Genomic DNA, 10722 nt, shown 5'->3' on the forward strand with positions numbered 1-10722 from the left:
CTTTTTTTGCAGACAAATTCTCCTGGGAAGCCATGGCCGGACACAGCAAATGGGCCAATATCCAGCACCGCAAAGGGCGTCAAGACGCCAAGCGCGGGAAGCTTTGGACCAAGATCATTCGTGAAATCACCGTGGCGGCGCGCGCCGGCGGCCCCGACCCGGACAGCAACCCCCGCTTGCGCATGGCCTGGGACAAGGCCACCGACGCCAACATGCCCAAGGACAACATCCAGCGCGCCATCCAGCGTGGCGCGGGCGGCGCCGACGGCGACGCCTACGAGGAAGTCCGCTACGAAGGCTACGGTATCGGCGGCGCGGCGGTCATCGTTGACTGCATGACCGACAACCGCACCCGCACCGTGGCGGAAGTCCGCCACGCCTTCGCCAAGAACGGCGGCAACCTCGGCCAGGAAGGCTCGGTGGCCTTCATGTTCAAGCATTGCGGCCAGTTCGTATTCGCCCCGGGCACACCCGAAGACAAAGTCATGGAAGCCGCGCTCGACGCCGGCGCCGAAGACGTAACGACCGACGAAGAAGGCGTGATCGAAGTCGTTTGCGCGCCGGCCGACTACGCCGCCGTGCGCAAGGCTTTCGACGAAGCCGGTTTGAAAGCCGAAGTTGACGGCATCGTCATGAAGGCGCTGAACGAAACCGAACTGGCTGGCGAAGACGCCATCAAGATGCAGAAACTGCTCGACGCCCTGGAAGGCCTGGACGACGTGCAGGAAGTCTATACCACCGTCATTTTCGACGAAGCGCAGTAACTCCCACGGTTCCAGTACGTTGACGGCCCGTCCGCCAGCGCACTGGAATATGAATCGGCCCCGGGCTGTCCCGGGTCCGTCGCCTTCTCCACGGGCTAGAGTGGCAACCTTCAGAATCACGCAACATGAAACTCCTGGTAATTGGCTCGGGCGGCCGCGAACATGCCCTCGCCTGGCGGCTGGCCCGCTCCCCGCGCGTACACAAGGTGTTTGTCGCCCCGGGTAACGGCGGCACGCAACGGGCCGAGCAGATGGAAAACATCGCGCTCACCAATGCCGAGGAGCTGGCCGATTTCGTCCAGCGCGAAGGAATCGCCCTGACGGTCGTTGGGCCGGAAGCGCCGCTGGCCTCGGGCGTGGTGGATGTGTTCCGCGCGCGCGGCCTGAAAATCTTCGGCCCCACCAAGGCCGCCGCGCAACTGGAAAGCTCGAAGGACTACGCCAAGGCCTTCATGGTCCGGCACAACATCCCGACCGCGCGCTACGCCACCTTCACCGACCCGGCACAGGCGCACGCCTATATTGACCAGGAAGGCGCCCCCATCGTGATCAAGGCCGACGGCCTGGCCGCCGGCAAGGGCGTCGTGGTTGCGGCCACGCTGGAAGAAGCGCATGCCGCCGTTGACGCCATGCTGGGCGACGGCTCGATGGGCGCCGCGGGCGCTCGCGTCGTCATCGAAGAATGCCTGGTAGGCGAAGAAGCCAGCTTCATCGTCATGTGCGACGGCCGCAACGTGCTGGCGCTGGCCACCAGCCAAGACCACAAGCGCCTGCAAGACGGCGACCAGGGTCCGAACACCGGCGGCATGGGCGCGTATTCGCCCGCGCCGATCGTCACGCCTGAACTGCACCACCGCATCATGCGCGAAATCATCCTGCCGACGGTGCAGGGCATGACGCGCGACGGCATTCCCTATACCGGCTTCCTGTACGCCGGCCTGATGATCGCCCCGGGCGACGACCCCGACCGCGAAATCAAGACGCTGGAATTCAACTGCCGCATGGGCGATCCGGAAACGCAGCCCATCATGATGCGCGTCAAGAGCGACCTGCTGGACGCGCTTGAGCACGCCGTGGACGGCACGCTGAACCAGGCCGACATCGTCTGGGACCGCCGCACGGCCTTGGGCGTGGTGCTGGCATCGCACAATTACCCGAACACGCCGCGCACCGGCGACGTCATCCGCGGCCTGCCCGCCGATGCCGAAGACTGCATGGTCTTCCATGCCGCCACCGAACGGGATGGTGAAGACACCAAGACCACCGGCGGCCGCGTGCTGTGCGTCACGGCCTTGGGTGACTCGGTCAAGATGGCTCGCGACCGCGTGTACGAAGCCATCGACGGCATCCATTTCGATGGCCGCCAGTACCGCAGCGACATCGGTTGGCGCGCGCTCAAGCCGTCGCAACAAAAGCCCAAGTCCAACGCGTAACCCCGGAAAGCGCTGATGAACGCCTTGCCCGTTGCCTCTGTCCGCGATTACCTCACCGGCTTGCAGGCGCGTATTGTCCAAGCGCTGGAAGCGGCGGAAGGCGGCCCCTTCCGCGCCGATGAATGGGTACGTCCGGAAGGCGGCGGCGGGCTGTCGCGGCTGCTGGAAGGCGGCAAGCTGTTCGAGCGCGCGGGTGTACTGTTCAGCCACGTCAAGGGCACCAAGCTGCCCCCGTCAGCCAGCGCCCACCGGCCCGAGCTTGCCGGCCGCGCCTGGGAAGCCATGGGCGTGTCCATGGTGCTGCACCCGCGCAACCCGTACGTGCCCACCACGCACATGAATGTGCGCATGTTCGTGGCGACGGCCCGCCCCGGGCATGATGAAGCCGACGTCTTCTGGTTCGGTGGCGGCATAGACCTCACGCCCTACTACCCTTTCGAAGACGACGCCCGGCATTTCCATACGGTCTGCCGCGACGCGCTGGCCAGCCACGGCCCTGAGTACTATCCGCGCTACAAACGCTGGTGCGACGAGTACTTCTTCCTGAAGCACCGCAACGAAACGCGCGGCATCGGCGGCGTCTTCTTTGACGACCTGAACGCGCCTGGCTTTGACGCCTCGTTCGGGCTGACCCGCTCGGTGGGCGACGCGTTCCTGGACAGCTATCTGCCCATCGTCGAACGTCGCCGCGACATGGCTTACGGCGAACGCGAACGCGACTTCCAGGCTTACCGCCGTGGCCGCTACGTTGAATTCAATCTGGTGTTCGACCGAGGCACGCTGTTCGGCCTGCAATCCGGTGGCCGCACCGAATCCATCCTGCTGTCGATGCCACCCTTGGCGCAATGGCGCTACGACTGGCAGCCCGAAGCGGGCACGCCGGAAGCCGAGCTTGCCGCCTACCTGACGCCGCGAGATTGGGTTTGAAGCGCATCGGTCTGCTGGGCGGCAGCTTTGACCCCGTCCACGTCGCCCATGTCGCGCTGGCAAAAAGCGCGTTGGACACGCTGGATCTCGCCGCCGTGGAGCTCATTCCCGCCGGCAACCCATGGCAGCGCGCGGCCCTGCACGCCACCGGCGAACAACGCCGTGACATGCTGGAACTGGCCATCGCAGGGCACGACGGCCTGGTCGTCAACCCCGTCGAAATCGAACGCGACGGCCCCACTTACACCATCGACACGCTGCGCGGCCTGCCCCAGGGCGCGCGCTATGTCTGGCTGCTGGGTGCCGACCAACTCGCCAACTTTTGCACCTGGCGCAATTGGCGTGACATCGCCAGCCTGGTGGATCTGGCCGTGGCCACCCGCCCTGGCACCCCGCTCTTGCCACCCACGGAACTGACCACGTGGCTGCAAGACCAGGGCCACAGCCTGGAAGAATTGCCCTTTGCCCCCATGGCGGTGTCCGCTTCCGACATCCGTAGGCGGCTGGCCGCGGGCGAATCCACCGACGGCCTGTTGGCCCCGCCCGTCGCCGCCTACATTGCGGCGCACCAACTTTACCGATAAACCCACACCCGCCCGGCGCCGAAAGCGCCACGGAGCCGGCATCCGCCGTCCGTCCGCGGGTTATATTTGCAGCTATGGATATAACGAAACTCCAACGCGCCGTCATCGATGCCCTCGAAGACGTCAAGGCGCAAGACATCAAGGTCTACAACACCACGCATCTGACAAGCTTGTTCGATCGCGTCGTGATTGCCAGCGCCACCTCCAACCGCCAAACCCGAGCCCTCGCCTCCAGCGTGGCCGACCGCGGCCGCGCACTTGAACTGACCGGCATCACCATCGAAGGCGAGGACACCGGTGAATGGGTCGTCGTCGACCTCGGTGACGTCGTCGTGCACATCATGCAACCCGCCATCCGCCAGTACTACAACCTGGAAGAGATCTGGGGCGGCAAACCGGTGCGTGTAAAGCTGCTGCCGGAATCGACCCGGGCAGCGCCGATCCCCGCCGACAACGGCTACGACGACGCCGAAGCCTGAGTTCTTGCCGTGAAGCTGATTGTTGCGGCAGTGGGCACGCGAATGCCGGACTGGGTAGAGACTGCCTGGGCCGACTACGCCAAACGCCTGCCCGCCGATTGCGCGCTGGAACTGCGCGAGATCAAACCCGAACCGCGCACAACCGGCAAGACGCCCGCCCAGATGATGGCGGCGGAAGCCAAGCGCATTGAAGCCGCCTTACCCGCCGGCGCGCTGCGGCTGGCGCTGGACGAACGCGGCCGCGACCTGACAACCATGGCCTTGTCGCAAAAGCTCGAGCAGTGGCGCGCGGGCGGCCAGGACGTGGCTTTTCTGGTGGGCGGCCCGGATGGCCTGGACGCCGACTTGAAGGCCTCGTGCAGCGGGCAGCTGCGCTTGTCGTCGCTGACCTTGCCGCATCCCATGGTCCGCGTGGTGCTGGCCGAACAGCTCTATCGCGCCTGGGCCATCATGACCAATCACCCCTACCACCGCGCCTGACCGCTGCCAGGGCGGCGCCCCACTCGATTCCGCATGCCTCACACCGCCGCCCCTGACGCTTCCCCCGCTCGCCTCTACCTTGCCTCGGCCAGCCCTCGGCGGCGTGAACTGCTGACTCAGATCGGCCTTGTCCACACCGTCCTGCTGGTGCCTTCGCCTCCCGGCGAAGACGAGCCCCAACACGAAGGCGAAAGCGCCGCCGACTACGTGCAACGCACGGCGCGCGACAAAGCGCTGCGGGGCCGCGACTGGATGCGCGCCCACAATCTGCCTGATCTGCCCCTGTTGGCCGCCGACACGACCGTCATTTTGAATGGCTCGGTCCTGGGCAAGCCTGCCGACCGCGCGGACGCTGTGCGCATCTTGCGTGCCTTGTCCGGACAGGCGCATGAAGTCCGAACCGCCGTCGCAGTCTGCACGGGCGATCAGCTACTGGAAGCGGTGTCAGTCACCGACGTCCACATGCGCGACTTGAGCGACGACGAAATCGGCCGCTACTGCGATAGCGGCGAACCCTTCGGCAAGGCAGGCGCCTATGGCATCCAGGGCTTGGCCGGTACGTTCATTTCGCGCATTGCCGGCAGCTATACCGGCGTGATGGGCCTGCCGCTATTCGAAACGTCGAATCTGCTGCGAGCGGCAGGCATCCAGATTCCTTGAACGGCGTGGTGACACGCCCTGTCGTGTCATGCCCCGTCGTGTCACGCCCCGTAGTGTCACGCCCCGTAGTGTCACGCCCGTAATGACACGCCCATAAGAAAATCCCCCGAGATCGTCGTGACCCGGGGGATTTTTTCATTCAAGGAAGTACCTTCGGACGTTTACACCACCGTGTGGCCCAGCGTCGGCTGCGCGTCGTGCGCGGGCGCTTCAGAAGCCGGCACGACAGGCGCCAACTGCCCCTCCAGCGCGGCGTGCAACTGCTCCTGATCCAGCTCCCCTTCCCAGCGCGCAACCACGACCGCGGCGGTGGCGTTGCCGACCAGGTTGGTCAAGGCGCGGCATTCCGACATGAAGCGGTCCACGCCCAAGATCAGCGTCATCCCCGCGATGGGCACCGAGGGCACCACCGACAAGGTGGCGGCCAGGGTAATGAAACCGGCGCCCGTGACCCCCGCGGCCCCCTTGGAACTGAGCATCGCGACAGCCAGCAGCAAGATCTGGTCGCCCAGCGACAAAGGAATGTCGCACGCCTGCGCGATGAACAGCGCGGCCATCGTCATATAGATGTTGGTGCCGTCCAGGTTGAACGAGTATCCCGTGGGCACCACCAGGCCAACCACCGACTTCGAACACCCGGCGCGTTCCATCTTCTGCATCAGCGTGGGCAATGCGGCTTCCGATGAACTCGTGCCCAGCACCAACAACAATTCTTCGCGGATGTAGCGCACCAGTTTCAGGATCGAAAAACCGTTGTAGCGGGCGACCAGACCCAGCACCACCACCACGAACAGCACCGACGTGGCGTAGAAGGTGCCCACCAGCATGGCCAGGTTCACGACCGACTTGATGCCGTACTTGCCGATGGTGAACGCCATCGCGCCGAACGCGCCGATGGGGGCCGCCTTCATCAGGATCGCAACCAGCTTGAAGATCGGCTGGGCCAGCGCGGTCATGAAGCTCAGAATCGGCTTGCCGCGCTCGCCCACCATGGCAAGCGCGATACCAAACAGCACCGCCACGAACAGCACCTGCAGAATATCTCCGCCCACGAACGGACTGAAGATCGTCGTCGGGATGATGTTCATCAGAAAGCCGGTGATGGTCGAGTCGTGCGCCTTGGCCACGAAGCTGGCAACGGCCTTCTGGTCCAGGGTGCTGGGGTCGATGTGCATCCCCGCGCCCGGCTGGACGATATGGCTGACGACCATGCCTACGATCAGGGCCAGTGTCGAAAAAGTCAGGAAGTACAGCATTGCCTTGCCGGCCACGCGCCCGACCTTTTTCAAGTCGCTCATGCCGGCGATGCCGGACGCCACGGTCAGGAAGATCACCGGCGCGATGATCATCTTCACCAGCTTGATGAAAGCATCGCCCAATGGCTGCATCTGCTGGCCGAGTTCAGGCTTGAACGCGCCCAGCAGCACCCCAATCACGATGGCGAAAATCACCTGCACATACAGGATTTGATAGAACTTCAGCTTGCGCACGGGCGCGCTCTGATCAACGTCGATCATCGGGTTTTGTCCCCACCAATGCCCCTTGCCCCACGCGGTTGAGCGCAGCGGGCGACAGGGCGTTTTCTGTTTTATGGCATTGCGTTGTGGTCGCATGCCGATTTCACCGCGCGCGCATGCGGCGCGGCTTAGCGATGTATATGCAAGACCCATGCCAGGTGTGCTTGGTGCACGCAGAATAGGACAAGTCATTGATATTTATGTGCTTTTCGATTCCCGGCGCAGATCCTAAGGCTTATCAATGGCGAGAAGTCGCACACAACTGCGCTAGAATGTGCGGAAGTCCGCACACCATGCCTAACTCCCAACCCTCTTCCTCCGTCGAGCATTCAGACGCAACGTCTTCCACGCTCGCCTCGCGACACGCTCCGCGCTCGTGGCGTGCGCGCGCATTGGGCATCCTGATCACGGTCGCCATCGTTGCTGGGGTCCTGCATATAGCCACGGAGTGGGCCCGCGATAACGCGATCAAGAGCGCGACCGTTCAGGCGCGCAGCGCCGGCCAGATCAACGCCGCCCTGCTGCGCAATAACCTCGACAAATTCCGGGCCCTGCCCTTCGTCTTGACTCGAGATGTTGACGTGCGCGCGGCACTGCAAGGCGCCTCGGCCGCCCAGATCGAATCCCTGGACGACAAATTTGACACGCTGACGCGCGGCGTCGGCGCCTCCGCCATCTATCTGCTGGATAAGACAGGGCTGGCCATTGCCGCCAGCAATTGGCGCGAGCCCGCCACGTTTGTCGGGGTCGACTATCAATTTCGCCCCTACTTCAAAGGCGCCGTCGCCAACGGCTACGCAGAGCACTTCGCCTTGGGCACGGTCAGCCACGAAGCCGGCTTGTACTTGTCACGCCGCGTGGATGACGCCAACGGCGCCATGTTGGGCGTGATCGTATTGAAAGTGGATTTTCGCGGCCTGGAGTCCGACTGGCGGCAATCTGCCGCACCCATCTTCGTCACGGACGAGCACGGCGTGGTGTTGCTGGGCAGCGTAGCGAACTGGCGCTTCGACGTCTTGGCGCCTCTGGCACCCGACTTGGCGCAAACCTTGCGCACCAGCCTTCAGTTTGGCGATGCGCCCTTCCAACCCTTGCCCCTGACGCCGCCTTTATCCCCGGTCAGCACCGGTCAATTGGTGCACGCCAACCACGCCTTGCCCCAGATTCCCAACGGAGCGCCGCTGCTGCACACCACCTTGCCCATCGCGGAGTCTCCGGGCTGGACGTTGCATTTACTGTCGCCCGTCCAAACCGTCATGAACCAGGCCATCGCCAATGCACAATTGGCCGCCTTGCTGGTGCAGGGCCTGCTGGCGGCTGCGATCGGCATCGTGCTCTATCGGCGCCAACGCAACCGCGAACGGGCTGGCCAGCAGGCCGCCATCCAGGCGCAATTGGCCGCATTGGTCGGTGAACGCACCGGCCAACTGCGCGAGCTCAATGAGCAACTGATGGACGAAATGGACGAACGGCAACGCGCCGAGGCGCGCCTGCACACGATGCAGGACGAACTTGTCCAGGCCAGCAAGCTGGCCTTGCTGGGACAGGTTGCCGCGGGGGTCGCCCACGAGATCAACCAGCCCGTCGCGGCGATCCGTGCCTACGCGGACAACGCCGCGGAGTTCCTGCGGCGCCAGGACGCAGAGGCCGCCAAAGAGAATTTGGGCACCATCGCCGCACTGACCGAACGCATTGGCCATATCACGGGCGAATTGCGCGCATTTTCACGCAAAGCCGGTGCATCGATAGGCCCCACCAGCCTCAACGAGGCCTTGGACGGGGCGTTGTTGCTGATCGGCCCACGCGCGCGTAGGCAGGGCGTTGCACTGGTACGGCCAGCGGCTGACCAAGATGTACTCGTCCGCGCCGACCGCATCCGCCTGGAGCAGGTCTTGGTCAACTTGCTGCAAAACGCCATGGAAGCGTTGGAAGGCGTTTCCGATGGCCGGGTCATCGTCGCCTTGCAAGACCTCGGCACAACCGTGCAGCTTTACGTGAACGACAACGGCCCCGGGCTGTCGGACGACGCCCGGGCACGCCTGTTCACGCCTTTTTATACGACGAAGCCGGAAGGCCTGGGCTTGGGGCTGGTCATTTGCCGCGATATCGTGGCCGAATTCGGCGGCGACCTGCGCGCGAGCCATCCAGGTGAGCCCGGTTTTCCGACACCTCAGGGCGCCCAATGCGGCGCCGTGTTCATCCTTACATTACGCAAGGCAGACGCCGGCCACGGCGCTCAGGCCATTTCTTATCGCCATGATCCAAAACCCTGACACCTTTCCGTATGCGGGTCCAGCGCTTGACGATCGCGGGCCCGCTGCGCCCCATGTCGTCTTCATCGACGACGACGAAGACCTGCGCCGGGCCAACGTTCAAACCCTGAAGCTGCACGGCATGACCGTCGACGCACACGGAACCGCGCGGTCCGCACTTCCAGCCTTGCACCGCGACTTCGACGGCGTGGTCGTAACCGATATCCGCATGCCGGACATCGATGGCCTGCAACTGTTCAATAGACTGCGTGCCATCGACCCGGAACTGCCGGTCATCCTTATCACCGGCCACGGCGATATCGCGACCGCGGTCCAATGCATGCGCGAGGGCGCCTATGACTTCCTGGCAAAGCCCTATGCGCCCGACCGGCTCACCACCGCCATCCTGCACGCGGCCGAAAAGCGCCGTCTGGTGCTGGAGAACCGCCGCCTGCGGGACGCGGCGTTTGCGGTGCAAGCTGATGAAGTGCCCTTCATCGGCGCTACGCCCGCCATGCAGCGCATCAAGGAAACCCTGCGTCACATTGCGGATGCGGATGTCGATGTGCTGGTCGAGGGCGAAACGGGAACGGGCAAGGAGGTCGTGGCAACGGCGCTTCATCGACTTAGCCGCCGTCGCCATCGTGAATTGGTCGCCATTAATTGCGGCGCGCTGCCCGAAACCGTTATCGAAAGCGAGCTATTCGGTCACGAGGCCGGCGCTTTTACCGGAGCACAAAAAAAGCGTGTCGGCCGGATCGAACATGCCAGCGGGGGAACCTTGTTCCTCGATGAAATTGAAAGCATGCCGCTAGCGGTGCAAGTGAAACTGCTCCGCGTACTCGAATCGCGTCAGATCACCCCGCTGGGCAGTAACGAGGTACGCAATCTGGATCTGCGCGTCGTGGCCGCCACCAAAGAAGATCTGGGCAGCCCAGCCATCCGGACCAAGTTTCGCGAAGACCTGTTCTACAGGCTGAACGTGGTCACCATACGCATCCCACCGCTGCGCGAACGCCGGGACGACATCCCGCTGTTATTCGCGCATTATCTTGGGCACGCATCGCGTCGATTTCATCGCGACATCCCGGAGATGCCTGCCGCCATCAATCAGCACGTCATGACGCACGATTGGCCAGGCAATGTGAGGGAACTTGCCCACTTCGCCGAGCGCGTGGTGCTGGGGGTGCTGAATATGCCAGAGTCAGGCGCAACCCAACAAAAGCAAGAAGCGCTCAGCCTGCCAGAACGCATGGAGAGCTTGGAAGCACAATTGATCCGCGATGCGCTTGCCGCCAACCAAGGCGACATCAAGGCCACACTCGAAACCCTTGGCATCCCGCGCAAGACCTTCTACGACAAACTCCAGCGCCACGGTATCGACCGTCAGCAATATCTGGCCAATTCGTAATCGAACAGCAGCGAGATCAAACAAAAACGCCTCGCGGCATGAGCCGCGAGGCGTTTTCAATTAATCATTATCGCGAAGATCAAATCTTGGGTCTGAAATCTAAAATCTCAAACCTAATATCAAAACCCAAAAACAAAACCCCACAGGATCACCTGTGGGGTTTTGCGCAATAAAAGCCTGACGATGACCTACTTTCACAGACGTCCGTCCACTAT

The 10722-nt window shown here is 63.5% G+C and carries 10 protein-coding genes; 9 read left to right on the top strand and 1 reads right to left on the bottom strand.

Annotated features, from left to right (window positions below; all coding sequences use genetic code 11):
* Positions 1 to 32 precede the first annotated feature (32 nt).
* From M2361_RS28915 to M2361_RS28945, 7 genes are all read left to right on the top strand, one after another.
* Positions 33 to 764, top strand: a complete 732-nt coding sequence (locus M2361_RS28915; RefSeq protein WP_006218511.1) for a YebC/PmpR family DNA-binding transcriptional regulator — start codon at positions 33 to 35, stop codon at positions 762 to 764.
* A gap of 125 nt (positions 765 to 889) precedes the next feature.
* Positions 890 to 2197: a phosphoribosylamine--glycine ligase gene (gene purD, locus M2361_RS28920; RefSeq protein ID WP_259253205.1), complete on the top strand. Its 1308-nt coding sequence runs from the start codon at positions 890 to 892 to the stop codon at positions 2195 to 2197.
* A 15-nt stretch (positions 2198 to 2212) separates the two neighbouring features.
* Positions 2213 to 3124, top strand: coding sequence for an oxygen-dependent coproporphyrinogen oxidase (gene hemF / locus M2361_RS28925; protein ID WP_259253206.1), 912 nt, complete (start codon positions 2213 to 2215; stop codon positions 3122 to 3124).
* Positions 3121 to 3708 carry a nicotinate (nicotinamide) nucleotide adenylyltransferase gene (gene nadD, locus M2361_RS28930; RefSeq protein WP_100857661.1) on the top strand — a complete coding sequence of 196 codons (588 nt, stop codon included), beginning with the start codon at positions 3121 to 3123 and terminating at the stop codon, positions 3706 to 3708. Before hemF ends, nadD begins: the two co-directional genes overlap by 4 nt.
* A 74-nt stretch (positions 3709 to 3782) precedes the next feature.
* The gene (rsfS, locus tag M2361_RS28935) at positions 3783 to 4187 is read left to right on the top strand and encodes a ribosome silencing factor (RefSeq protein ID WP_100855029.1); all 405 of its coding nucleotides are present in this window, start codon (positions 3783 to 3785) and stop codon (positions 4185 to 4187) included.
* 9 nt (positions 4188 to 4196) lie between these two features.
* The gene (rlmH, locus tag M2361_RS28940) at positions 4197 to 4667 is read left to right on the top strand and encodes a 23S rRNA (pseudouridine(1915)-N(3))-methyltransferase RlmH (protein WP_050449060.1); all 471 of its coding nucleotides are present in this window, start codon (positions 4197 to 4199) and stop codon (positions 4665 to 4667) included.
* A 33-nt stretch (positions 4668 to 4700) separates the two neighbouring features.
* Entirely contained in the window at positions 4701 to 5327 is a 627-nt protein-coding gene (locus M2361_RS28945; RefSeq protein ID WP_259253207.1) for a nucleoside triphosphate pyrophosphatase, read from the top strand.
* Between the two features lie 161 nt (positions 5328 to 5488).
* On the opposite strand, the gene M2361_RS28950 is transcribed toward M2361_RS28945, so the two are convergent.
* Positions 5489 to 6844: a dicarboxylate/amino acid:cation symporter gene (locus M2361_RS28950; RefSeq protein ID WP_100855027.1), complete on the bottom strand. Its 1356-nt coding sequence runs from the start codon at positions 6842 to 6844 to the stop codon at positions 5489 to 5491.
* A gap of 293 nt (positions 6845 to 7137) precedes the next feature.
* On the opposite strand from M2361_RS28950, the gene M2361_RS28955 reads away from it, so the two are divergent.
* Positions 7138 to 9117, top strand: a complete 1980-nt coding sequence (locus M2361_RS28955; RefSeq protein ID WP_259253209.1) for an ATP-binding protein — start codon at positions 7138 to 7140, stop codon at positions 9115 to 9117.
* The gene (locus M2361_RS28960; protein ID WP_259253210.1) at positions 9101 to 10507 is read left to right on the top strand and encodes a sigma-54 dependent transcriptional regulator; all 1407 of its coding nucleotides are present in this window, start codon (positions 9101 to 9103) and stop codon (positions 10505 to 10507) included. Before M2361_RS28955 ends, M2361_RS28960 begins: the two co-directional genes overlap by 17 nt.
* Positions 10508 to 10722: the final 215 nt, after the last annotated feature.

This window comes from Achromobacter sp. JUb104 (genome assembly GCF_024806975.1).
Classification (GTDB): domain Bacteria; phylum Pseudomonadota; class Gammaproteobacteria; order Burkholderiales; family Burkholderiaceae_B; genus Achromobacter; species Achromobacter spanius.

Excerpts from the sequence above, each read along its gene's own strand:
- rsfS (WP_100855029.1), top strand. The coding sequence starts at position 3,783 with ATGGATATAACGAAACTCCAACGCGCCGTCATCGATGCCCTCGAAGAC.
- M2361_RS28950 (WP_100855027.1), bottom strand. The coding sequence starts at position 6,844 with ATGATCGACGTTGATCAGAGCGCGCCCGTGCGCAAGCTGAAGTTCTAT.
- hemF (WP_259253206.1), top strand. The coding sequence starts at position 2,213 with ATGAACGCCTTGCCCGTTGCCTCTGTCCGCGATTACCTCACCGGCTTG.
- M2361_RS28915 (WP_006218511.1), top strand. The coding sequence starts at position 33 with ATGGCCGGACACAGCAAATGGGCCAATATCCAGCACCGCAAAGGGCGT.
- M2361_RS28955 (WP_259253209.1), top strand. The coding sequence starts at position 7,138 with ATGCCTAACTCCCAACCCTCTTCCTCCGTCGAGCATTCAGACGCAACG.
- M2361_RS28945 (WP_259253207.1), top strand. The coding sequence starts at position 4,701 with ATGCCTCACACCGCCGCCCCTGACGCTTCCCCCGCTCGCCTCTACCTT.
- M2361_RS28960 (WP_259253210.1), top strand. The coding sequence starts at position 9,101 with ATGATCCAAAACCCTGACACCTTTCCGTATGCGGGTCCAGCGCTTGAC.
- purD (WP_259253205.1), top strand. The coding sequence starts at position 890 with ATGAAACTCCTGGTAATTGGCTCGGGCGGCCGCGAACATGCCCTCGCC.